Below are 22489 nucleotides of genomic sequence, written 5' to 3' on the forward strand. Positions count from 1 at the left end.
GGATCGGAACATGGGCATGTCCATCGGAGCAGGAGCGGGTGGGGGCGGCCGGGGCCGACGGCGGCGCCGGCGCCACGGTGCCATGTCCGAGATCAACATGACGCCGTTCATCGACGTCATGCTGGTGCTGCTCATCATCTTCATGGTCGCGGCGCCGCTTCTCACCGTCGGCGTGCCGCTCGACCTGCCGGAGACGGCGGCCAAGCCGCTCAACGTCGAGCAGAAGCCGCTGATGCTGTCGATCGACGACAAGGGGCGTGTGTTCCTGATGGAAACGCCGCTCGAGGACAGCGAGATCGTGCCCAAGCTCATGGCGGTGGCCAAGGCGGGCGCCGAGGAGCGCATCTACATTCGTGGCGCGCGCCAGGTCGACTACGGCCGTGTCGCCCAGATCATGGCGCTCGTCACCGCCGCCGGCTTCAAGCGCGTCGCGCTGGTGACCGAGCCGGAGCGGCAGAGCTAAGGACGGGGCCGTGGCGCTGCGCTTCCTCCGCCAGCAACCGGGTTTCATGGTCTCGGGCCTCGGCCATGCCGCCGTGCTCGTGGCGGGGCTCGTCGCCTTCTCGAGCGCGAAGCCGTTCGACGACCAGCAGGAGGCGATTGCCGTCGATGTGGTGAGCGAGAGCGACCTGCGTGAGCTGACGCGCGGCACGCCGACCGAGAAGAAGGTGGCCGAGAAGCCGCGGCCGGTGGTCGACAGGCAGTCGGAGAAGGTGGAGGAGCGGCCGAAGCCCGGCGACGCGCAGCGCGACGCGCCGGCGCCACCGTCGCGGCCCCAGACCGCCGAGGCTGATCAGCAGGAGGCGCCCAAGCCGCCGGCTCCGCCACCGCCTGCGCCCCCGCAGCAGGCGATGCCGCCGAAGCCGCAGCCCGCGCCCGCCGCAGAGACGGCCGAGAAGCAGGCGGAAGAGAAGCCGGAGCCCGCGCGCACGGAGCCGGCGCCGCAGCCGCCGAAGCGTCCCGACATCGCCGAGAAGCCTCAGCAGCAGCGGCCCGAGCCGAAGAAGCCGGAGCCGAAGCGCGAGGATCTCGCCAAGCTGATCGAGGACACCAAGCCGCAGGAGAAGCCGGCCCCCTCCAGGTCGCGGGAGCCGGAGCGCAAGTTCAACCCGAACGACATCCGCAAGCTGCTCGAGAGCAAGGACAAGCCGCAGAGCGCCGCCTCGACCGGGCAGGAGGTCAACCGCACCGCCTCGCTCGGCACGCGCCATGGCAACGCCGCCCGCCTGTCACCGGCCGACGCCGACATCCTCGGCGGCATCGTGCGCGAGCAGCTCGCGCAGTGCTGGTCGCCGCCGCCGGGGGCCAACCCCCAGGTCAAGCCGATCGTGCGCATGAGCCTCAACCCTGACGGCTCGCTGAGGGCGATGCCGACCCTGGTGAACTCGTCCAGCGACCCGGCCTTCCGCTCGGTGGCGGACAGCGCGCTCCGCGCCGTGCGCCGCTGCGCGCCCTTCCGCATTCCCGAACGCTTCCAGCTATTCTATGCCGACTGGCAGGAATGGAACGTCATCCTCGATCCGAGCGAGTTTCTGGGCTGACATGGTTTCGCCGTCAGCCTCATCCATAACCAACGCCCCACGGACGTCATGTCTCTCCCGGCAAGAGCCAAGAAAAGCACGATGATGAAGACCCTGATGGCGCGCCTCGCGCTGCCGCTGATCGCGGCGATGACAATGGTGCCGGCGGTGCTGACACCAGCGCGCGCGGAGATCACCATCACGCTCGACCGTGCGAACTTCCAGCCGCTGCCGATCGCCATCACCAACTTCGGTGGCGATGTCGAGTTCGGCGCACGCATCGCCGAGGTCATCACCGCCAACCTGCGTCGCTGCGGCTACTTCCTTCCCATCGATCCGAAGGCCTTCGTCGAGCCGTCGCCGGCCTTCGACGCCCCGCCCCAGTTCAGTGCCTGGCAGGCCATCAATGCCCAGGCGCTGGTCACGGGCCGGGTGACGCGTGAGGGGGGAGGGCGCCTCAAGGCGGAGTTCCGCCTGTGGGACGTCTTCGCCGGCCAGCAGCTCACCGGCCAGCAGTATTTCACCGATCCCAACAACTGGCGTCGCATCGCGCACATCATCTCCGACGCCATCTTCTCGCGCATTACCGGGCTCAAGGGCTTCTTCGACACGCGCATCGTCTTCGTCGACGAATCCGGCCCCAAGGAGTCACGGCGCAAGCGCCTCGCCATCATGGACCAGGACGGCGCCAACCTGCGCTATCTCACCCGCGGCGAGGACCTCGTCGTCACGCCGCGCTTCTCGCCGGTGGCGCAGGAGATCACCTTCATGTCGCAGCGCTCGGGCGAGCAGCCGCACGTCCAGCTGCTCAACCTCGACACGGGGCAGCGCGAGATCGTCGGCAACTTTCCCGACATGACGTCGAGCCCGCGCTTCTCGCCGGATGGACAGCGCATCGTCATGAGCCTGCAGCAGGGCGGCAATGCCAACATCTATCTGATGGACCTGCGCTCGCGCACGACGACGCGCGTCACCTCGACGAACGCCATCGACACCTCCCCGTCCTTCTCGCCTGACGGCACGCGCATCGCCTTTGAGTCCGACCGCGGCGGCGCGCAGCAGATCTATGTGATGAATGCCGATGGCTCGAACGTGCAGCGCATCTCCTTCGGCGAGGGCTCCTATGCCCAGCCGGTCTGGTCGCCGCGCGGCGACTACATCGCCTTCACGCGCCAGAAGGGCGGCACCTTTTCCATCGGCATCATGCGGCCGGATGGCTCCGGCGAGCGCATCCTGACCGAGGGCTTCCACAACGAGGGGCCGACCTGGGCGCCGAACGGGCAGTACATCATGTTCTGGCGCGATCCCGGCGGGCAGGGAGGCGGCAAGCTCTACATGGTCGACGTGACCGGTCGCGTCGAGGTGCCGGTGCCGACGCCGTCTTTTGCCTCCGACCCGGCCTGGTCACCGCTTCTGACCGAGGTGCGCTGAGGGGCGTTTACGAGTGGTTAACCTCAAGGCAAGGTTTGCCGCACGTGTCGCTTTTCGGTGCCGGTCGTCAACCTCCCGTCAAGGTTGACGGCTCATTGATCAGCCTTCGTTCCGCGTCTGTCCGGTGGTCGCCGACAGCCGGAAGTGCGCCAAGGAGTTGTCAGATGATGTCCTCGCTCTTCTCGTCGGGCGGCCTCAAGGTCGCGGCCGCCCTGGCCGCAGCCCTGACGCTGGCCGCCTGCTCGTCCGATCCCAACAAGGATGGCCTTGCCGGTGGTGCTGGCGCGGGCGCAGGCGGCTATGCGGCGCCGGGCACGGCCCAGGACTTCGTCGTGAATGTCGGTGACCGTGTCTTCTTCGAGACCGACTCGTCCGACCTGACGCCGACCGCCATCGCCACCCTGAACAAGCAGGCACAGTGGCTGTCGCAGTATCCGCGCTACACCTTCGTGATCGAGGGGCACGCCGACGAGCGTGGCACGCGCGAGTACAACTTCTCGCTCGGTGCGCGCCGCGCGCAGACGGTGCGCGACTATCTCGTCTCGCGCGGCATCGCCGCCTCGCGCATGCGCACGATCTCCTACGGCAAGGAGCGCCCGGTGGCGGTGTGCAACGACATCTCCTGCTGGTCGCAGAACCGCCGCGCGGTCACGGTGCTCGACGCGGGCGGCGGCGTCTGAGACAGCGCCCGCAGTCAATGCCGCGCGTGGAGAAGGGGCCGGTATGCAGCCATATTGTGGCCGCAACCGGCCTGTTCTGCTAGGCGGACGCGACAATCGCGGCTAACCCAATGCATGGCATGATCCAGACATTCCGAAGCATCGCCGTCGCGCTTCTTGCGGCGACTGCGGCCATCACCTTCACGCCCCAGGCCGTGCGCGCGCAGGATGCCGCCGAGCTGTTCGTGCGCCTCAACCGCCTCGAAGGCCAGGTGCGGGAGCTTTCGGGCCAGGTCGAGCAGCTGCAGCACCAGAACCGGCAGCTCATGCAGACCCTGCAACGCTTCCAGGAAGACGTGGAGTTCCGCTTCCAGGAGGGCAGCGGTGGCCGGTCCGGCGCCACGCCGCGCCCGCAGCCTGCGCCGGCGCCTGCGCCCGCCCCTCCGCAGCGTCGCGGCGATGCCTTCGACCCGTCGGCGGCGCCTGGCGCGCCGGGGGCTCCGCGCAGGCTCGGCGAGCTTCCGGTCAACACGGCCAACAGCGCCACGGGCGGGGTCGCCATCATCGGCGACGATCCGACACCGGGGGCGGGTACGCCGCTCGACATCAACTCGCTGGCGCGGGAGGTCACGGGCGCCGCGCCGGTGCCGCGCAGCGGCCCGAGCATCGCTGCCACGGGCTCGGCCGACCCGGCCGAGGACTACGAGAAGGCCGTCGCGCTGCTGCGCCAGCGTCAGTACGACGCGGCGGAGATGGGCCTGCGCCAGTTCCTCCAGTCGCACCCGCGCGACCGGCTCGTGCCCGACGCGACTTTCTTCCTCGGCGAGACCTATTATCAGCGCAAGCGCTACAACGAGGCGGCCGAGCAGTACCTGAAGCTCGCCACCGACTATCCCAATTCCGGCCGGGCTCCGGAGGGGCTGCTGAAGCTCGGGCAGGCGCTCAAGGCCATTGGCGCCCGCGAGCAGGCATGTGCCACCTTTGCGGAAGTTACCCGCAAGTATCCGCAGGCTCCCGCAGCCGTGCGCCAGGCGGCCGAGCGTGAGCGGGCGCGCTGCTGAGTCGTGAGCGGTCCCTCGCATCTCGACGACGTTCCTCTTTCACGCGGTGAGATCGCCGCCGTCCTCGCGGACCTCACCGACAGCCGCCACCTTCTCCTCGCCGTCTCGGGCGGCCCCGATTCCCTTGCCCTCCTGATCGCTGTCGCCGGCTGGCTTCATGAAGGCGGGCCCAGGCCGCGCGTCAGCGTTGCCACCGTCGACCATCGCCTGAGAGCCGCGAGCGCCGCCGAGGCCGAGGCGGTGGCGCGAGTCGCGAACGATTTCGGCCTGGCGCACGCCACGCTCTGCTGGGACGGCGAGAAGCCCGCCCGCGGCATTCCGGAAGCCGCACGGGCCGCGCGCTACCGCCTGCTGGCCGACCATGCCGCCGCGATCGGCGCCGACTGTCTCGTCACCGCCCATCACCGTGACGACCAGGCCGAAACCGTGCTGATGCGCCTTGCCGCCGGCAGTGGCATCGCCGGGCTCGCGGCCATGCGGCCACGGGTCGCGGTCGCACCCGGCCTCGCGCTGGCGCGGCCGTTCCTGCCCTTTCCAAAGGCGCGCCTCGTGGCCACCGTGGCGGCGGCCGGGCTCGAGGCGGCGGACGATCCCACGAATCGCGATCCCGCCTACATGCGCGCGCGCTTGCGCAGCCCGGCGGCGCGCTCCGCCGCCGCGACCCTGGGCCTGACGCCGGAGCGGCTCGTGCGCCTCGCCGCACGAGCCGCCAGAGTGGACGAGGCCCTCGCGGCCTGCGCCGCCGCCGAATCGTCCCGGCTCGTCCGACCTCTCGGGAACGGCAACGGGAGCGTCGAAGTTTCGGCGGAAATCTTTGATCTGCCGGAGGAATTGATGCTGCGCGTGCTTGAGCGCGCCGTCGTGGAGGCGGCGGGCGGGGCTGCCGGACCCACGGTGCCCCTGCGCCTCGAACGGCTCGAGGCCCTCGTCACCGCGCTGCGGCAGACGCGGGAGGAAGGCAGGACGATGCGGGCCACACTGGCGGGCGCGCTCGTTGCGCTCGATGTCGCAGGCTCCCTGCGCATCGGGCCGGAGCCGCCACGGCGGAGAGGCCGGCGCGCCCCAGAAAAGCCGCCGACATCTGGCTGAGATGGTGCGACGCCAACCTTCCCTTAAGGGTGCTTGCGGATTGGGGTTCCCTTGGCAAGGGTTTGGCGCGATCTTAAATTAGCTTCGACACGAAAGCCGCCCGCGTACCGGTGCCGGAAGAACAAAGCGACAGGGAAACGATGAATCCCAATTTTCGTAACTTTGCCCTCTGGGTCGTCATCTTTCTCCTGGTGTTGGCGCTGGTAACGATCTTCCAGAACCCCGGGCAGCGGCAGGCCTCGAACGAGATTCCCTATTCGCAGCTCATCACCGACGCCGAGAACGGCCGCATCGCCTCCGTGGTGATCTCCGGCCAGAACATCACCGGCACCTACATCGGCGGTGGCGGCACCTTCTCCACCTACGCGCCCTATGACCCGAACCTGATCGGCAAGCTGTCGCAGAAGGGCGTGCAGATCTCGGCCAAGCCGCCGCAGGATTCGACGCCCTGGTTTATTGCACTGCTCGTCAATTGGCTGCCGCTCCTCGTCTTCATCGGGGCCTGGATTTTCCTGTCACGCCAGATGCAGAACGGCGCCGGCCGCGCCATGGGCTTCGGCAAGTCCAAGGCCAAGCTGCTCACCGAGGCACACGGGCGCGTGACCTTTGAGGACGTTGCCGGCATCGACGAGGCGAAGGAGGATCTGCAGGAGATCGTTGAGTTCCTGCGCGATCCGCAGAAGTTCCAGCGCCTCGGCGGCCGCATCCCGCGCGGCGTGCTGCTCGTCGGCCCGCCCGGCACGGGCAAGACGCTCACCGCCCGCGCCGTCGCGGGTGAAGCGAACGTGCCCTTCTTCACAATTTCGGGATCGGATTTCGTCGAGATGTTCGTCGGTGTCGGCGCGAGCCGCGTGCGCGACATGTTCGAGCAGGCGAAGAAGAACGCGCCGTGCATCATCTTCATTGACGAGATCGACGCGGTTGGCCGTCACCGCGGCGCCGGCCTCGGCGGCGGCAACGACGAGCGCGAGCAGACGCTGAACCAGTTGCTGGTCGAGATGGACGGCTTCGAGGCCAACGAGGGCGTCATCATCATCGCCGCCACCAACCGGCCCGACGTGCTCGACCCGGCGCTGCTGCGTCCCGGCCGCTTCGACCGGCAGATCGTGGTGCCCAACCCGGACGTCGCAGGCCGCGAGAAGATCCTGCGCGTCCACGTGCGCAAGGTGCCGCTCGCCCCGGACGTCGACCTCAAGGTCATCGCCCGCGGTACGCCGGGCTTCTCGGGCGCCGACCTCATGAACCTCGTCAACGAGGCGGCGCTGCTTGCCGCCCGCCGTTCCAAGCGCATCGTCACCATGCGCGAGTTCGAGGACGCCAAGGACAAGGTGATGATGGGCGCGGAGCGCCGCTCTCTCGTCATGAGCGAGGAGGAGAAGCGCCTCACCGCCTACCACGAGGCCGGGCACGCCATCGTCGCCCTCAACGTCCCGGCGACGGACCCGGTGCACAAGGCCACGATCATCCCGCGCGGGCGGGCGCTCGGCATGGTCATGCAGCTGCCGGAGCGCGACAAGCTCTCCATGAGCTACGAGCAGATGACCTCGCGCCTCGCCATCATGATGGGCGGCCGCGTGGCCGAGGAGCTCGTCTTCGGCAAGGAGAAGGTCACCTCCGGCGCCGCTTCCGACATCCAGCAGGCGACCAAGCTTGCCCGCATGATGGTGACGCAGTGGGGCTTCTCCGAGGAGCTCGGCACCGTGATGTACGGCGAGAACCAGGACGAGGTCTTCCTCGGCATGTCCGTGGCGCGTCAGCAGAACGTCTCCGAGGCCACGGCCCAGAAGATCGACGCCGAGATCCGCCGCTTCGTCGAGGCCGGCTATGCCGAGGCAACTCGCATCCTCAAGGAGAAGTATGACCAGCTCGAGATCCTGGCCAAGGGGTTGCTCGAATACGAGACACTCACGGGCGAGGAGATCCGCGACCTGCTGGACGGCAAGCCGCCCGTGCGCGATGCCGGCGAGCCGGCGGCGCCCACGCGCCACTCGCCGGTGCCGTCGGCCGGCTTCAACCGTCCGCGCGGCGAGCCCGACGCCGGCCTCGAGCCCCAGCCGCAGGCCTGATCTACAGAAACCCGGCATGCGGCGAACGGCGCCGAAAGGGCGCCGTTCGTCTTTCTGATGGGGCGGCGGTTGTAATCTGCGCTCATACTTTGTGAACAAACCGCGCGCATCTTTGAGCGATGCTTGATGGTATACTCGCACGGGTTCAGTTCAGCCGAGCCTCCTCTCGTTCCTACCGAGTTCTACGCACATGACACGCAGCTTCTTCGGAACCGACGGCATCCGCGGCCGGGCCAACGGCACCATCACGCCCGAACTTGCCCTGCGCGTCGGCCAGGCGGCCGGTCTTGTCTTTCACCGCGGCGACTATCGCCACCGCGTCGTCATCGGCAAGGACACGCGCCTGTCGGGCTACATGATCGAATCGGCCCTGCAGGCCGGCTTCACCTCGGTCGGCATGGACGTGCTGCTTCTCGGGCCCGTGCCGACGCCGGCCGTGGCGATGCTGACGCGGTCCATGCGCTGCGACCTGGGCGTGATGATTTCCGCCTCGCACAACCCCTATGAGGACAACGGCATCAAGCTCTTCGGCCCCGACGGCTACAAGCTCTCCGACGAGGTTGAGAGCGAGATCGAGAGCCTCATGATGAGTGACCTGACGAGCCGGCTCGCGCAGCCGGCGCGTCTTGGCCGAGCCAAGCGCATCGAGAGCGTCCATGCGCGCTACATCGAGTTCGCCAAGCGCACCCTGCCGCGCCAGCTTGACCTTGAGGGCCTGCGCATCGTCGTCGACTGCGCCAACGGCGCGGCCTACAAGGTGGCGCCCGAAGCGCTGTGGGAGCTGGGCGCGGAGGTGATCACCATCGGCGATGAGCCGGACGGGTTCAACATCAACCACGAGGTCGGCTCGACCGCGCCGGAGGCGCTGGTGCGCAAGGTGCGGGAGGTGCGCGCCGACATCGGCATCGCGCTCGACGGCGATGGCGATCGCGTGCTGATCGTCGACGAGAAGGGCCACCTCGTGGACGGCGACCAGCTCATGGCCGTCATCGCCACGAGCTGGCAGGCCGACGGGCGCCTGTCGAAGCCGGGCATCGTCGCCACCATCATGTCGAACCTGGGGCTCGAGCGCTATCTGGCCAGCCTCGGGCTCGAACTCGCCCGTACGGCCGTCGGCGACCGCTACGTGCTCGAGCACATGCGTGCGCACGGCTACAACCTCGGCGGCGAGCAGTCCGGCCATATCATCCTGTCCGACCATACGACGACGGGCGACGGCCTCATCGCCGCCCTGCAGCTCCTGGCGGTGGTCAAGGCACAGGACCGGCCGGTGAGCGAGGTCTGCCACTGTTTCGAGCCGCTGCCGCAGGTGCTGAAGAATGTGCGGTACAAGAACGGCCAGCCGCTCAAGAACGATTCCGTCATTCATGCCGTCGATGCAGCGCGTGAGCGCCTCGGCAGCAAAGGGCGCCTCGTCATTCGTCCCTCGGGCACCGAGCCGGTGATCCGCGTGATGGCAGAGGGCGACGACCGCGACCTCGTCGAGCAGGTGGTGGGCGAAGTCTGCGAAGCCCTGAGCAGTGTTGCTGCCTGACAAGCGACGAAAGATCACCAGCAACCTGGAGGCAACTGCAGCCCCCTCCTCCCGCAGGGGAGGGGGCGCTGCTGGCTGCGCTTGCGCGTTCCGCGCAGCCGCGAAGCTGGCTTAACGGATAAGTAGGGTTAAGTGTTAGCCTTAAGCGTTATTTAACGGGTTCTGTCTAAGTTGGCTGCGTCTGCGGTTGTGTGGGCAAGCGGAATTGCCCGGTACGAAGGACATACTCATGGGCAGCCTGAAAACCTTTGCGTTCGCCGGCCTCATGGCTGCCGGGCTCGTCTCCGGCGCCCAGGCGGCCGATCTTCTGCCTGCTCCGGCTCCCCTGCCGGCACCTGAACCCGTCGCCTTCGGCGGCTGGTATCTGCGGGGCGACATCGGCTTCAGCAACCAGGAGGTCGATAAGCTCGACAACGTGCTCTACGATTCCAGCGTCGTGACCATCGACAAGGCGTTCGATGCTGCGCCCTTCTTCGGCGTCGGTATTGGTTACCAGCTCAACAGCTGGCTCCGTTTCGACGTCACGGGCGAATACCGGGCCCGGGCGAACTTCCACGGCTACGACGTCTATCCAGGCGGTCCCGGCTATGGTCCCGGCTCGGACAACTATTCGGGCTCCAAGTCCGAATGGCTGTTCCTCGCCAACGCCTATCTCGATCTCGGCACCTGGAACGGCCTGACGCCCTTCATCGGCGCTGGCATCGGCGGTTCCTACAACACCATCCACAGCTTCCGCGACGAGAACGTTCCCAACTGGGGCTCGGCCTATGCGCGCGAAGCCTCGAAGTGGAATTTTGCCTGGGCGCTCTATGCGGGGCTCGCCTATGCCGTGACGCCGAACTTCACGGTGGAGCTCGGCTATCGCTACGTGAACCTGGGCGATGCGCAGAGCGGTGACATCATCACCTACACGGGCACGAACAACGTGTACAACCCGATGAAGTTCAAGGATCTCACGTCGCATGACGTGAAGCTCGGCCTGCGCTGGAACCTTGGTGGCACGGCTCCGAACGGCAGCTACGAGCCCATCGTCGCCAAGTACTGATCGAAATACTGGGCCAAGAGTTCCCCCCGATGCATTACACGAGCGCGGCGCCCGACGCCGCGCTTTTTTCATGCCGGAACAGGTCCGGATTTTTTCCGGTCAATATTCGTTAAGGTTAATCGTCACTTAACTTCTTGGCGGCAGTCTCCCAGCGAGCGGTGGTGCAAGTGCCGCACATCCGTTGCGTCCGTTCCGGGAGTTTTCCTCCGATGCGTCATGTCTTCCTCGCAGCCCTGTCCTTCACCATGGCCGCTCCGGTTGCCGCGGCAGAGCTTCCACCGGCGCCGGTGCTCGATCCCGAGCCGGGAGTGCTGGCGAGCGGGGAGGGGCTCTACCTGCGCGGCGACGTCGGCTATGCCATGCCCATCGATCCGTCGCTGTCCGTCAACGGCGTCGGCCATGTGGGCGAGCGGCTGAAGAAGCACGCCACCTTCGGGCTCGGCGTCGGCTATGACTTCGGCTGGCTGAGGGCGGACGTAACGGGCGATGTCTTCGCCGAGCGCCGCCTCACGGCCGCCGCGCCGGGGCTCGGCTTTTCCGCCAAGGTCAACTCGGTTGCCGTCCTCGCCAATCTCTATGCCGATCTCGGCACGTGGTCCGGCATCACGCCCTATGTGGGCGTCGGCGCGGGCGTCGCGGTCAACAGGCTCGGCGCGGTGCGGGAGACGGTGACGGCAACCGGCGAGGGGCTCGCCTATGGCGGCGGCACGCGCACCGGCTTCGCCTGGGCACTGATGGCCGGCGCGTCCATAGACATCACGACCTCCCTGAAATTCGACATCGGCTACCGCTTCAGCGACCTCGGCAAGGCGCGGGCAGCGGGCGGGGCCGTGCGTGTCGGCGAGCTGCGCAGCCACGAGGTGCGTTTCGGCCTGCGCTACACCTTCGACTGAGCGGTGCCGGCAACCGAATATTAAGGTTAACGAGCAATAATCGGCGCGATACTGGCGGTTGGGGAGTTCTTATCGATGCGCGCGCTTCTTCCGGGCCTGGTTCTTGGTCTCGGCTGGGCTTTCGCGGCTCCGGCCGTTCACGCCGCCGATCTCGGCGACAGCTGGCTGCGAGGCTCCATGCCGGCCTATGGCGAAAGCGAGCCGACCGGAGCCTGGGGCGGCTTCTACATCGGCTTCCAGGGCGGCTACACCAACGCCAATGTCGATTTCGGCACGGCGAGCAGCAGCCAGATTGCCTTTATCCTGCGCAACCTCGCCGTCGAGCAGGAGCGCCGCATCTCGGGGGCGACGGTGCTGCCGGAACGAGACGTCCGCGGCGGCAACTACGGCTTCCTCGTCGGCTACAACAGCCAGTGGGAGGACGTGGTCCTGGGCGTCGAGCTCGGCTACACCCGGCTCAACCTCGATGCCAACGCGGCGGCCGGCAACCGGTTCTGGACGGCCACGAGCAACGGCTACACCTATGACGTCGGGCTCGAATCGAGCGCGCAGGTGAAGCTGACAGATTACCTGACCTTCCGTGGCCGCGCGGGCTACGATCTCGGCAACTTCCTGCCCTACGCGACACTGGGCCTTGCCGTCGGGCGGGCCGAAGTGACGCGCAGTGCGAACGTCTATCTGTGCGAGGACACAACCGGCAGCACGCCGCCGGCCTGCGCTGTGGGGCTCTACGGTTCGGCCAGCGAGCGCAAGAAGGATACCTATGCGGTGGGCATCGCCGCCGGCCTCGGTCTCGACATTCTCCTGACCGAGAACCTCTTCCTGCGCGGCGAATACGAGTATGTCCGATTTGGCTCGTTCGAGAACGTGAACGTGGATTTCCACACCGTACGCGGCGCCGTTGCGGCGAAGTTCTGATCCGGACGTTCCGGTCCTTACTACAGTTTTCCCGGCCCACCTGCGGCGGCGGCCACGGGTGGGCCGGCCCATTTCGGGCGCCCGAACAAAGGCGCGGAGCGCGTTGCGCCGTCCGGCAGCCGTCGTCCAGTCCTGCGCACACCTGCGGCAACTTGGACCAACTCTGTCGTTGACGCGTGGGTGGGGGGAGCGTATCCCCGTCGGCGGGACACTTCCCCCCAACGGGAAGCGCCCATCTGAGAGGATGGACTACATGACGACGAACGCTCCCGCCGCGCGGCCTCAGCGCGCGCATTTTTCGTCTGGCCCCTGTGCCAAGCGCCCCGGCTGGACCCTCGAAGCCCTCAAGGACGCACCGCTCGGCCGCTCCCACCGTGCCAAGGTGGGCAAGGCGAAGCTGAAGCTCGCCATCGATCTGACCCGCGAAGTGCTCGGCGTGCCGGCGGACTACCGCATCGGCATCGTGCCAGCCTCGGACACCGGCGCCGTCGAGATGGCGCTGTGGTCCCTGCTCGGCGCCCGCGGCGTCGACATGCTCGCCTGGGAGTCGTTCGGTGAGGGTTGGGTCACCGACGTCGTCAAGCAGCTCAAGCTCACCGACGTGCGCGTCATCAAGGCGCCCTATGGCAAGCTGCCGAACCTCGCGGAGGTCGACACCCGCACGCGCGACGTGGTCTTCACCTGGAACGGCACGACCTCGGGTGTGCGCGTGCCGAATGCCGACTGGATCGCCGCCGACCGCGAAGGCCTCGTGATCTGCGACGCGACATCCGCAGCCTTTGCGCAGGATCTCGACTGGCAGAAGCTCGATGTCGTCACGTTCTCCTGGCAGAAGGTGCTGGGCGGCGAGGCGGCGCATGGCATGCTGATCCTCTCCCCGCGCGCCGTCGAGCGCCTGGAGAGCTACACGCCGGCCTGGCCGCTGCCCAAGATCTTCCGCATGACCAAGGGCGGCAAGCTCATCGAGGGCATCTTCATCGGCGAGACGATCAATACGCCGTCGATGCTCTGCGTCGAGGACTACATTGACGCACTGCAGTGGGCGAAGTCCCTCGGCGGCCTCAAGGCCCTCATCGCCAAGGCCGATGCCAACGCCCGGGCGCTTCTCGACTGGGTCGAGGCGAGCCCGTGGGTGGCCAACCTCGCCGAGGATCCGGCGACGGCGTCCAACACCTCCGTCTGCCTCAAGATCGTTGACCCCGAAGTGGTGGCGAAGGGGCCCGAGGCGGTCGCCGCGGTGGCCAAGGGCATCGCGGCCGCTCTCGAGAAGGAGGGTGTCGCCTACGACATCGGCTCCTATCGCGACGCCCCTCCCGGCCTGCGCATCTGGTGCGGCGCCACCGTCGAGGTGGACGACATCAAGGCCCTGACGGCCTGGCTTGACTGGGCCTTCGCCGCTGAAAAGGCAAAGCTCGCCGCCGCGGCGTAAGGTGCCCCCTTCGCCGACGGCGAGGGGCTGCTTCTAGGAGCGGCGGGGGAGCTGAACGCTTCGCCTGCCGCCCGGCCCGCCAGACAATTGCAAGCGTTTTCCCGGTCATTCCGCCCCGGCTGCAGCGCGCAGCCCCGTTCCCAGAACGGGCGGAGGTGGCCCCGATGAGGACAAACCCATGACCGCCCCCAAGGTTCTCATTTCCGATGCCCTGTCGCCCGCCGCCGTGCAGATCTTCAAGGATCGCGGCATCGAGGTCGATTTCCAGCCGAACCTCGGCAAGGACAAGGACAAGCTCGCCGAGATCATCGGCAACTACGACGGCCTCGCCATCCGTTCGGCCACCAAGGTCACGCCGAAGATCCTCGAGCGGGCCACCCGCCTCAAGGTCATCGGCCGCGCCGGCATCGGCGTCGACAACGTCGACATCCCGGCCGCGACTGCCAGGGGCATCATCGTGATGAACACGCCCTTCGGCAATTCGATCACGACCGCCGAGCACGCCATTGCCATGATGTTTGCGCTGGCGCGCCAGATCCCCGCCGCCGACGCCTCCACCCAGGCCGGCAAGTGGGAGAAAAACCGCTTCATGGGCGTCGAGATCACGGGCAAGACGCTCGGCGTCATCGGCTGCGGCAACATCGGCTCCATCGTGGCTGACCGCGCCATCGGCCTGAAGATGAAGGTCATCGCCTACGATCCCTTCCTGTCGCCCGAGCGCGCGGTCGACATCGGCGTCGAGAAGGTGGAGCTCGATGATCTCCTCGCCCGGGCCGACATCATCACCCTGCATACGCCGCTCACCGAGAAGACGCGCAATATCCTCTCGGCGGAGAACATCGCCAAGACGAAGAAGGGCGTGCGCATCATCAACTGCGCCCGCGGCGGCCTGGTGGACGAGGTGGCGCTGCGCAAGGCGCTCGACGAGGGGCATGTGGCAGGCGCCGCCTTCGACGTCTTCACCGTCGAGCCGGCCACTGAGAACCCGCTCTTCGGCCATCCGAACGTCGTCTGCACGCCGCACCTCGGCGCCTCGACGACGGAGGCGCAGGAGAACGTCGCCCTGCAGGTGGCCGAGCAGATGTCGGAGTACCTGCTGCGCGGCGCCATCTCGAACGCGGTGAACTTCCCGTCGATCACGGCGGAGGAGGCGCCGAAGCTGCGGCCCTTCATCACCCTTGCCGAGAACCTCGGCTCGTTTGCCGGCCAGCTCACCGAAACGGGCATCAAGAGCGTGCATCTCACCTACGAGGGCACGGTGGCGCAGCTCAACACGCGTGCGCTCACCTCGGCGGCCATCGCCGGCCTGCTGCGCCCGATGCTGCAGGATGTGAACGTCGTGTCGGCTCCGGTCGTCGCCAAGGAGCGCGGCATCGTCGTCGAGGAGACGGTCCGCGAGGCTGAGCATGACTATGACGCGCTCATCACGCTCACGGTGGTGACCGAGCGGCAGACCCGCTCCGTGTCGGGCACTGTCTTCGCCAACGGCAAGCCGCGCATCGTCAACATCAAGGGCATCTCGGTCGATGCCGAGTTCGCGCCCTCGATGATCTACGTGACGAACGAGGACAAGCCCGGCTTCATCGGCCGCTTCGCCGGCATTCTGGGCGACGCCGGCATCAATATCGCCACCTTCGCCCTCGGCCGCGATGCGCCCGGAGGCTCGGCCATCGCGCTCGTGGAGGTGGACGGCGAGGTGCCCGCCAAGGTGCTGGAGGACATCCAGGCCATTCCGGGCGTCAAGCAGGCGAAGCCGCTGGTCTTCTGACCTTCGCTTTCCCGTTCAGCGATCCCGCGGTGCCCGGCCTCTGGCCGGGCATTTGCTTTCCGGACATGCCGAAAAAGGGGAGCAGCAACGGGCCCGTCATCCGTCAGCCGGCCGGCTGACGAAGCGGACCGGCGTCGCGCCTAGCCGACCGTCCGGCCCAGGCGCTCCGCGATGAAGATGCCGCCGAGCACCATGGCCATGGCGACCGCGTGATGCCAACCGAAGGGTTCCCCGAGGACGACGACGGCGAGCAGTGCGCCGAAGACGGGCACGAGATTGACGAAGACACCCGCACGGCTCGGCCCGATGAGCTCGACCCCGCGCATGAAGGTGATCTGCGACAAGAGCGAGGGAAAGACCGCGACGAAGGCGAGGACGAGATAGCCCTGCAGGGTGGGCCAGAAGGCATCGCCGGCGGCGATTTCCCAGGCCAGCAGGGGCAGGGAGGTGAGGCAGGCGACGATGGCGAGCGCCAGGAAGAAGACGAGACCGGGCACGTCCGGGCGGCCGCGTAGCGCCAGCGTGTATCCGGTGTAGAAGGCGCAGGCGATCAGCATCCACACGTCGCCGATGTTGAAGGAGAGCTGCGTGATGGTTGTGATGTCGCCGTGGGTTGCGGTCATGGCGACGCCACCGAGCGTCACGACGACGCCGACGATCTGCAGCCAGGTGGCGCGGACGCCGAAGAAGACGAGCGCGCCGATGAGCACAAGGATCGGTATCGATCCCTGCATGATCGAGATGTTGACGGCGCTGGTGTGGTGGCCGGCGAGGTAGAAGAGCGCGTTGAACCCCGTGAAGCCGAAGGTGCCCATCAGGACGGCGCGCACGCGGTGGGCTGCGATGGTGCGCCAGTGGTCGCGCAGGGCCTTGCCGTAGAGCGGCAGCAGGATGAGGCAGACGAGAATCCAGCGCGCCGAGGTCAGCACCATCGGCGAGATGTGGCCGACCGCGAGCTTGCTGGCGACGGCATTGCCACCCCACATGAGCGTGGTGAGCGTCAGCAGCAGGTAGGCGTGGTCGAGGCGGTGTCGTGCGGCGGACAACGGCTGCAGGGTCAAGGTTGGTTTCCGTGAAAAGGGCGTTGAAGACTAGGGTGCTTGCCGCCGGCTCGTAAGGGGCCTAGACGCAGGGGTGCATTGCGGTGGAGGGGGTCACAGGATGCGGGTGCTGATCGTCGATGGTTATCCTGCCGATGCGCGCGAGCGCCACCGCGCCGGCTTCGGCATGACGCCGGGTGAGGCCTATGCCGCGGTGGTGAAGGCCATCGCCCCGGCCGCGGCCTGCGACATCGTGCTGCCGGCTGACGCTGATGCGCAGCTGCCTGCGGGTGCGGAGCTCTCCTCCTATCATGCGGTCATCCTCACGGGCTCGCCGCTGCACGTCTATCATGACGAGCCGTCGGTGCGGCGGCAGGTCGAGCTGATGCGGGCCGTCTACGACAGCGGCGTGCCTTCCTTCGGCTCATGCTGGGGGCTCCAGGTGGCGGCGGTGGCCGCTGGTGGCACGGTGACGCCCAACCCGCTCGGCCGCGAAGTCGGCTTCGCGCGGCGAATCACTCCGAGCGAGGCGGGCAGGGGGCATGCGCTGCTGGCCGGGCGGCCCGCTGCCTTTGATGCGCCCTGCGTGCATCTCGACGTCGTCGCCAGCCTGCCGGCGGAAGCCGTCGTGCTCGCCTCCAACCGCATGACGGGCGTTCAGGCGGCCGAGATTCGCCACAGGCGCGGCGTCTTCTGGGGCGTCCAGTATCACCCGGAATTCTCGCTCACCGAGCTTGCAGCAATTATGGACCGCATGGCCGATGCGCTCGCCGAGGAGGGCTTCTTCCGGGATCCGTCGGAGGTCGCCGGCTATGTCGCGGACCTGCGGACACTTGATGCCGATCGCAGCCGTCGTGACATCGCCTGGCGCCACGGCCTCGACGAGCAGGTGCTGGACGAGAGGCAGCGCACGCTCGAGATCCGCAATTTCCTGGCCCGCTGCCTCGCCGGTGACGCGATGCGGCAGTGAGGCGGTGGCCGTCCAAATCGTCGCGGGGATGGTCGGCGGACTTGATTTTCGCCCCCCAATCGCCCAAGAGAAGGTGCAAGGAAACCCCGGCCAAGGTGAGCTTGCGCCGGGGTTTGTCATGTTAGTGGCCGGAACAGCCGGAGGCTGGACTTAAATGGCGAATGTCGTGGTGGTCGGCGCCCAGTGGGGCGACGAGGGCAAGGGCAAGATCGTCGACTGGCTCTGTGAGCAGGCCGACATCGTCGTGCGCTTCCAGGGCGGGCACAATGCAGGCCACACGCTCGTCATCGGGGACGCCGTCTACAAGCTGTCGCTGCTGCCGTCCGGCGTGGTGCGCCCCGGCAAGCTCGCCGTCATCGGCAATGGCGTTGTTCTCGACCCGCAGGCGCTCGTCGACGAGATCGAGCGGCTCGGCGCCCAGGGCGTCAGCATCACACGCGAAAACCTGCGCATCGCCGACAACGCAACGCTCATCCTGCCGCTGCACCGCGAGCTCGATGCGTTGCGCGAGAACTCCAACGCCGGCACGCGCATCGGCACCACGCGCCGCGGCATCGGTCCGGCCTACGAGGACAAGGTTGGCCGCCGCGCCATCCGCCTGATGGACCTTGCCGACCTCGACACGCTGCCGGCCAAGATCGAGCGGCTCCTGTCGCACCACAATGCCCTGCGCCGCGGCTTCGGCCTGCCCGAGTTCAGTGCCCAGCAGATCTTCGACGAGCTGTCCGCCGTCGCGCCGAAGGTGCTGCCCTACATGGACACGGTGTGGCGCCTGCTCGACGAGGAACGCCGCCAGGGCCGCCGCATCCTCTTCGAGGGGGCACAGGGCGCGCTGCTCGACATTGACCACGGCACCTACCCCTTCGTCACCTCGTCGCACACGGTGGCGGGCCAGGCTGCGACCGGCACCGGCCTCGGGCCGAAGGCCGTGGGCTACGTGCTTGGCATCGCCAAGGCGTACACGACGCGGGTGGGCGAGGGGCCGTTCCCGACGGAGCTGATGGACGAGATCGGCCAGCGCATCGGCGAGCGGGGCCGGGAGTTCGGCACAGTGACGGGGCGCAAGCGCCGTTGCGGCTGGTTCGACGCCGTGCTGGTGCGCCAGACGGTGCGCACTTCGGGCATCGACGGCATCGCGCTGACGAAGCTCGATATCCTCGACGGCTTCGACGAAATCAAGGTCTGCGTCGGCTACAAGCTTGACGGGGAGGTGCTGGACCACCTGCCGGCGAGCCAGGGCGCGCAGGCGCGGGTCGAGCCGATCTACGAGACCATCGAGGGCTGGCCCGGCACGACGGCGGGAGCGCGCTCCTGGGCCGACCTGCCGGCCCAGGCCATCAAATACGTGCGGCGCATCGAGGAGCTGATCGGGGCCCCCGTCGCGCTTCTGTCGACCAGCCCCGAGCGTGACGATACGATCCTCGTCCATAACCCCTTTGAAGGTTGACGGGCCCCACGTTTTCGGGACATTCGGGAGCCGATGGCGGACTATTATCCCTTGCTCTCGCGGGCCATTGCCGGCCTGCCGGAGAACACCCCCGAGACGCGGCGCGCAATCTATGATCGCGCGCGCGTCGTGCTGCTGCAGCAGTTGCGGGCAGTCGACCCGCCGCTGTCGGAGGCCGACATCGAGCGCGAGCAGATCGCCCTTGATGACGTCATTGCGCGCATTGAGAGCGAATACGCGCCGCCCGTCCGCGACGATCCGCTGGAGCCGCGCTTCGACGAGGCGGCCGAGATGCCGCCGGCCTACGGCGACGATCAGAACGCTTATGCGAACGAGGGCACGTATGACAGCGAGCCCGCCGGCTACGGGGCGGACAGCTACCCGCCGGCCGAGCCGCCCGGCGTGCCCTCTGATCAGGGCATATCGCCCCGTGTCGCGGACGAGCGCCCGGCGCGTCCGCGCCTGTCCACGACGCGCAGCAACCGCGACGGCGGCGAGCGTCGCCGTACGCTGATCGTCGCCGGCGTCCTCGGCCTCGTCATCGCCGCCATCGCCGGTACCGCCCTGTGGCTGCGGCAGGAGGCGCCCACGCCGGGACAGGAGCAGGAGCAGGCACAGACGCAGACGGAGCCGGGCGAGCAGCCGCCCGGCGAGACGAAGTTCAACGACCGTATCGGCGGGCCGCCGCCGGAGGAGGCCCCGCCCGCGCAGCCGCGGCCGCAGCAGCAGGCGACGCCGCCCGGCGGTACCGTTGCCGTCTCGCAGCGGGCGATTCTCTATGAGGAGAGCGCCGACGCAAATCAGGCACCGCGGGTGACCGGGGGGCGCGCCGTCTGGCGTCTCGACTCCGTCAACCCCGGCGAAGGCCAGCCGCTCGAGACGGTGGTGCGTGCCGAGGTTACCGTGCCGGAGGCGGGGCTGACGCTGTATCTCACCTTCCGTCGCAACACCGACGAAACACTGCCGGCATCCCACACTGTGGAGATGACCTTCGAGTCGACGGACCCCGAGCGCACGGTGCGCGAGGTGGGGGTGCCGCAGCTCAAGACGGACGAGGCATCGCGCGGCACGCCGCTCGCCGGGCTGCCGGTGCCGGTGACGCCGAACTTCTTCCTGATCGGTCTCTCCAACCTCGCCAGCGACGTGGAGCGCAATACCGAACTCCTGCGCTCGCGGTCGTGGCTGGACATTCCGCTGCGCTATGCGTCCGGCCGGCGCGCCGTGCTCGCCTTCGAGAAGGGGCTGTCCGGCGAGCAGACGCTGGAGGCAGCCCTGCGCGCCTGGCAGGGGCAGCAGTAGTCATCCCGGCGGCAAGACGGACGGCACAAAAAAAACGGCGGCCCGACGGCCGCCGTTGGCATTTCGCCCGTCCGGCGGATCAGGCCGGGCTCAGCGCCTGGCCACCGGCCTTCGGCGCCTCGATGCGGGCGAGACCCTGTTTCACAGCCTCCTGCACCTTCTCGAAAGCGCGCACCTCGATCTGCCGCACGCGCTCGCGGGAGACGCCGAACTCGCTGGACAGATCCTCGAGCGTGATCGGGTCGTCGCGCAGGCGGCGCGCCTCGAAGATGCGGCGCTCGCGCTCGTTGAGCACGCCGAGCGCCTGGCGCAGGGCGGCGAGCCGGTTGCGTCCCTCTTCCTCGGCGACGAGGTTGGCTTCCTGGTTTTCGCTCTCGTCGACCAGCCAGTCCTGCCACTCGCCGTCGCCGTCCTGGCGCAGGGGCGCGTTGAGCGAGGTATCGCCGCCGAGGCGGCGGTTCATCTCGATCACGTCCTGCTCGGGCACGCCGAGGCGCTTGGCGATGGCCTTCACCTGCTCGGGCCGCAGGTCGCCCTCGTCATAGGCGGAGATGCGGCCCTTGGCCTTGCGCAGGTTGAAGAACAGCTTCTTCTGGCTTGCCGTCGTCCCCATCTTCACGAGGGACCACGAGCGCAGGATGTATTCCTGTATCGCGGCCTTGATCCACCACATGGCGTAGGTCGCGAGCCGGAAGCCCTTGTCGGGCTCGAAACGCTTCACCGCCTGCATCAGGCCGACGTTGCCTTCGGAGACCACCTCGGCGATGGGCAGGCCGTAGCCGCGGTATCCCATGGCGATTTTCGCCACGAGCCGCAGGTGGGATGTGACGAGCTTGTGCGCCGCTTCGCGGTCGCCATGTTCGCGCCACCGCTTCGCGAGCATGTACTCCTCGTCGGGCGTCAGCATCGGAAAACGGCGGATCTCTTCGAGATAGCGCGCGAGCCCGCCTTCGCTGGCGAGCGTGGGAAGTGCGCCGGTAGCCATGTTCACCTCCTTTCGGCCCCCTCTTGGCAGGCCGTATGACGGCCGCCCCCTGGCCAGCCGTCCCTGAACACCCTACATCCGCGAACACGTTGTCCGAAAGAGGGCGTCCGACTGTCTCAGAACTGCACTTTCTGCCCTTGGTTTCCTCCAGCATGTGCGCCAGCGCACACGACGAACGCCGCGCCGCGCGCTCAGGCGTTCGCGCGCAGTGCGGTGATCAGTCGCTGCAGATCCGGGGGCAGCGGGCTTTCGAAGCGCATTTCCCGACCCGTCACGGGGTGAGCGAAGCCCAGCTCGGCGGCGTGGAGCGCCTGGCGGGAGAGCGCGCCCAAGGCTTGGCGCGCCTGCTCCCCGAGGCGGGCAGATTTGGTCCGGAAGCCGCTGCCGTAGGTTTCGTCGCCGAGAAGCGGATGTCCGCGATGGGCGAGATGCACCCTGATCTGGTGCGTGCGCCCCGTTTCCAGCCGGCAGCGCACGAGGCTCGCCACATCCGCCGCGTCCCCGGCGGCGAAGCGCTCCTCTACAATATAGTGTGTGATCGCCGTGCGTCCATGGCCGGGGCGAACGACGGCCATCTTCTCGCGGTTGTGCGGCGCCCGGTCGATCGGTGCATCGATGGTGCCGGCGAGCGGCTGCGGCACGCCCCACACCAGCGCCACATAGGCGCGGTGCAGCGGGCCGGTGCGGCCGTGGTCGGCGAACTGGGCGCTCAACCCTTTGTGCGCCTCATCGGTCTTCGCCGCCACCATGACGCCGGACGTGTCCTTGTCGAGCCGGTGCACGATACCGGGGCGCCGGACGCCGCCGATGCCGGAGAGGCTCGCCCCGCAATGGGCGATGAGCGCGTTGACGAGGGTCCCCGACTCGTTGCCGGGGGCCGGGTGCACGACGAGCCCGGCCGGCTTGTCGATGACGATGAGCGAATCGTCCTCGTAGAGGACGGTGAGGGGGATGTCCTCGCCGGCCGGCTCCGGTGCCACCGGCAGCGGCACGGCCACCGCAAGGGCAAGGCCAGGGACGAGCTTTCGCGACGCGTTGGTCTCGGTCGCTCCGCCAACCGTGACGCAGCCGTCCTTGATGAGCTGCTGGATGCGGCTGCGCGACAGCTCGGGCAGCCGCAGCGCCAGCGCCCGGTCGAGCCGCACCCCGGCATCTTCCGCCGTGGCGGTCAGATGGATGATTTGCCCGGCATCCGTCATCTCATGTCCCATGCGCGCTCGTCGCCCGTTCCGGCCGGGCAGTCAAGCCTTCTGCGGGGCTGCCGCCAGCGTCAGCCTGTGGGAGGATTGGCGCTTTTCGACACAAAGTCCGCGCCAGGGGCTTGAACGGGGAGCA

General features: G+C 68.0%; 19 protein-coding genes. 16 read left to right on the plus strand and 3 right to left on the minus strand.

Annotated features, from left to right (window positions below; genetic code table 11):
* Nucleotides 1–10 precede the first annotated feature (10 nt).
* The 13 genes from HNQ73_RS07720 (at nucleotide 11) to serA (ending at nucleotide 15413) form a co-directional block, all read left to right on the plus strand.
* Nucleotides 11–463 (plus strand): ExbD/TolR family protein, encoded by a 453-nt coding sequence (locus HNQ73_RS07720; RefSeq protein WP_183333905.1) that lies wholly within the window; start codon nucleotides 11–13, stop codon nucleotides 461–463.
* Between the two features lie 10 nt (nucleotides 464–473).
* Entirely contained in the window at nucleotides 474–1541 is a 1068-nt protein-coding gene (locus HNQ73_RS07725) for a cell envelope biogenesis protein TolA (protein ID WP_183333907.1), read from the plus strand.
* A gap of 135 nt (nucleotides 1542–1676) precedes the next feature.
* Nucleotides 1677–2951: a Tol-Pal system beta propeller repeat protein TolB gene (gene tolB / locus HNQ73_RS07730; RefSeq protein ID WP_373284885.1), complete on the plus strand. Its 1275-nt coding sequence runs from the start codon at nucleotides 1677–1679 to the stop codon at nucleotides 2949–2951.
* 164 nt (nucleotides 2952–3115) lie between these two features.
* Nucleotides 3116–3631 carry a peptidoglycan-associated lipoprotein Pal gene (gene pal / locus HNQ73_RS07735; RefSeq protein ID WP_373284876.1) on the plus strand — a complete coding sequence of 172 codons (516 nt, stop codon included), beginning with the start codon at nucleotides 3116–3118 and terminating at the stop codon, nucleotides 3629–3631.
* A 119-nt stretch (nucleotides 3632–3750) separates the two neighbouring features.
* Nucleotides 3751–4671 carry a tol-pal system protein YbgF gene (gene ybgF / locus HNQ73_RS07740; protein ID WP_183333911.1) on the plus strand — a complete coding sequence of 307 codons (921 nt, stop codon included), beginning with the start codon at nucleotides 3751–3753 and terminating at the stop codon, nucleotides 4669–4671.
* Nucleotides 4672–4674: 3 nt separating this feature from the next.
* Nucleotides 4675–5760, plus strand: a complete 1086-nt coding sequence (tilS, locus tag HNQ73_RS07745; RefSeq protein ID WP_183333913.1) for a tRNA lysidine(34) synthetase TilS — start codon at nucleotides 4675–4677, stop codon at nucleotides 5758–5760.
* A gap of 140 nt (nucleotides 5761–5900) precedes the next feature.
* Nucleotides 5901–7826, plus strand: a complete 1926-nt coding sequence (gene ftsH / locus HNQ73_RS07750; protein WP_183333915.1) for an ATP-dependent zinc metalloprotease FtsH — start codon at nucleotides 5901–5903, stop codon at nucleotides 7824–7826.
* A 190-nt stretch (nucleotides 7827–8016) separates the two neighbouring features.
* Nucleotides 8017–9360: a phosphoglucosamine mutase gene (gene glmM, locus HNQ73_RS07755; RefSeq protein ID WP_183333917.1), complete on the plus strand. Its 1344-nt coding sequence runs from the start codon at nucleotides 8017–8019 to the stop codon at nucleotides 9358–9360.
* Nucleotides 9361–9589: 229 nt separating this feature from the next.
* A complete protein-coding gene (locus HNQ73_RS07760; protein ID WP_183333919.1) occupies nucleotides 9590–10405 on the plus strand; it encodes an outer membrane protein in 816 nt (271 codons plus the stop codon).
* A gap of 209 nt (nucleotides 10406–10614) precedes the next feature.
* The gene (locus tag HNQ73_RS07765; protein ID WP_183333921.1) at nucleotides 10615–11298 is read left to right on the plus strand and encodes an outer membrane protein; all 684 of its coding nucleotides are present in this window, start codon (nucleotides 10615–10617) and stop codon (nucleotides 11296–11298) included.
* A gap of 75 nt (nucleotides 11299–11373) precedes the next feature.
* Nucleotides 11374–12216, plus strand: coding sequence for an outer membrane protein (locus tag HNQ73_RS07770; RefSeq protein ID WP_183333923.1), 843 nt, complete (start codon nucleotides 11374–11376; stop codon nucleotides 12214–12216).
* 253 nt (nucleotides 12217–12469) lie between these two features.
* On the plus strand, nucleotides 12470–13645 hold the full coding sequence (locus HNQ73_RS07775; RefSeq protein WP_183333925.1) for a phosphoserine transaminase: 1176 nt from the start codon (nucleotides 12470–12472) through the stop codon (nucleotides 13643–13645).
* Nucleotides 13646–13823: 178 nt separating this feature from the next.
* A complete protein-coding gene (gene serA / locus HNQ73_RS07780) occupies nucleotides 13824–15413 on the plus strand; it encodes a phosphoglycerate dehydrogenase (protein ID WP_183333927.1) in 1590 nt (529 codons plus the stop codon).
* A gap of 140 nt (nucleotides 15414–15553) precedes the next feature.
* On the opposite strand, the gene HNQ73_RS07785 is transcribed toward serA, so the two are convergent.
* The gene (locus HNQ73_RS07785) at nucleotides 15554–16474 is read right to left on the minus strand and encodes a DMT family transporter (RefSeq protein WP_183333929.1); all 921 of its coding nucleotides are present in this window, start codon (nucleotides 16472–16474) and stop codon (nucleotides 15554–15556) included.
* Between the two features lie 100 nt (nucleotides 16475–16574).
* On the opposite strand from HNQ73_RS07785, the gene HNQ73_RS07790 reads away from it, so the two are divergent.
* The 3 genes from HNQ73_RS07790 to HNQ73_RS07800 all read left to right on the plus strand — a co-directional run bounded on the left by HNQ73_RS07790 (nucleotide 16575) and on the right by HNQ73_RS07800 (nucleotide 20169).
* Nucleotides 16575–17423, plus strand: a complete 849-nt coding sequence (locus HNQ73_RS07790) for a type 1 glutamine amidotransferase (protein WP_210305032.1) — start codon at nucleotides 16575–16577, stop codon at nucleotides 17421–17423.
* A 154-nt stretch (nucleotides 17424–17577) separates the two neighbouring features.
* Complete coding sequence (locus tag HNQ73_RS07795) at nucleotides 17578–18870, plus strand: adenylosuccinate synthase (protein ID WP_183333931.1); 1293 nt, start codon at nucleotides 17578–17580, stop codon at nucleotides 18868–18870.
* A gap of 33 nt (nucleotides 18871–18903) precedes the next feature.
* Nucleotides 18904–20169, plus strand: a complete 1266-nt coding sequence (locus HNQ73_RS07800; protein ID WP_183333934.1) for a histidine kinase — start codon at nucleotides 18904–18906, stop codon at nucleotides 20167–20169.
* A 79-nt stretch (nucleotides 20170–20248) separates the two neighbouring features.
* On the opposite strand, the gene rpoH is transcribed toward HNQ73_RS07800, so the two are convergent.
* Both rpoH and HNQ73_RS07810 read right to left on the minus strand, forming a co-directional pair.
* Nucleotides 20249–21154: an RNA polymerase sigma factor RpoH gene (rpoH, locus tag HNQ73_RS07805; protein WP_183333936.1), complete on the minus strand. Its 906-nt coding sequence runs from the start codon at nucleotides 21152–21154 to the stop codon at nucleotides 20249–20251.
* A gap of 191 nt (nucleotides 21155–21345) precedes the next feature.
* A complete protein-coding gene (locus HNQ73_RS07810) occupies nucleotides 21346–22365 on the minus strand; it encodes an RluA family pseudouridine synthase (protein WP_183333938.1) in 1020 nt (339 codons plus the stop codon).
* Nucleotides 22366–22489: the final 124 nt, after the last annotated feature.

The sequence above is a fragment of the Chelatococcus composti genome, assembly GCF_014201415.1.
Classification (GTDB): Bacteria; Pseudomonadota; Alphaproteobacteria; order Rhizobiales; family Beijerinckiaceae; genus Chelatococcus_A; species Chelatococcus_A composti.

Coding starts and splice junctions, on each gene's coding strand:
- HNQ73_RS07770 (WP_183333923.1), top strand. CDS start 11,374: ATGCGCGCGCTTCTTCCGGGCCTGGTTCTTGGTCTCGGCTGGGCTTTC.
- tolB (WP_373284885.1), top strand. CDS start 1,677: ATGGTGCCGGCGGTGCTGACACCAGCGCGCGCGGAGATCACCATCACG.
- HNQ73_RS07810 (WP_183333938.1), bottom strand. CDS start 22,365: ATGGGACATGAGATGACGGATGCCGGGCAAATCATCCATCTGACCGCC.
- HNQ73_RS07790 (WP_210305032.1), top strand. CDS start 16,575: ATGCGGGTGCTGATCGTCGATGGTTATCCTGCCGATGCGCGCGAGCGC.
- pal (WP_373284876.1), top strand. CDS start 3,116: ATGATGTCCTCGCTCTTCTCGTCGGGCGGCCTCAAGGTCGCGGCCGCC.
- glmM (WP_183333917.1), top strand. CDS start 8,017: ATGACACGCAGCTTCTTCGGAACCGACGGCATCCGCGGCCGGGCCAAC.
- HNQ73_RS07795 (WP_183333931.1), top strand. CDS start 17,578: ATGGCGAATGTCGTGGTGGTCGGCGCCCAGTGGGGCGACGAGGGCAAG.
- serA (WP_183333927.1), top strand. CDS start 13,824: ATGACCGCCCCCAAGGTTCTCATTTCCGATGCCCTGTCGCCCGCCGCC.
- HNQ73_RS07800 (WP_183333934.1), top strand. CDS start 18,904: ATGGCGGACTATTATCCCTTGCTCTCGCGGGCCATTGCCGGCCTGCCG.
- rpoH (WP_183333936.1), bottom strand. CDS start 21,154: ATGGCTACCGGCGCACTTCCCACGCTCGCCAGCGAAGGCGGGCTCGCG.
- ybgF (WP_183333911.1), top strand. CDS start 3,751: ATGATCCAGACATTCCGAAGCATCGCCGTCGCGCTTCTTGCGGCGACT.
- HNQ73_RS07775 (WP_183333925.1), top strand. CDS start 12,470: ATGACGACGAACGCTCCCGCCGCGCGGCCTCAGCGCGCGCATTTTTCG.
- HNQ73_RS07760 (WP_183333919.1), top strand. CDS start 9,590: ATGGGCAGCCTGAAAACCTTTGCGTTCGCCGGCCTCATGGCTGCCGGG.
- HNQ73_RS07765 (WP_183333921.1), top strand. CDS start 10,615: ATGCGTCATGTCTTCCTCGCAGCCCTGTCCTTCACCATGGCCGCTCCG.
- ftsH (WP_183333915.1), top strand. CDS start 5,901: ATGAATCCCAATTTTCGTAACTTTGCCCTCTGGGTCGTCATCTTTCTC.
- HNQ73_RS07720 (WP_183333905.1), top strand. CDS start 11: ATGGGCATGTCCATCGGAGCAGGAGCGGGTGGGGGCGGCCGGGGCCGA.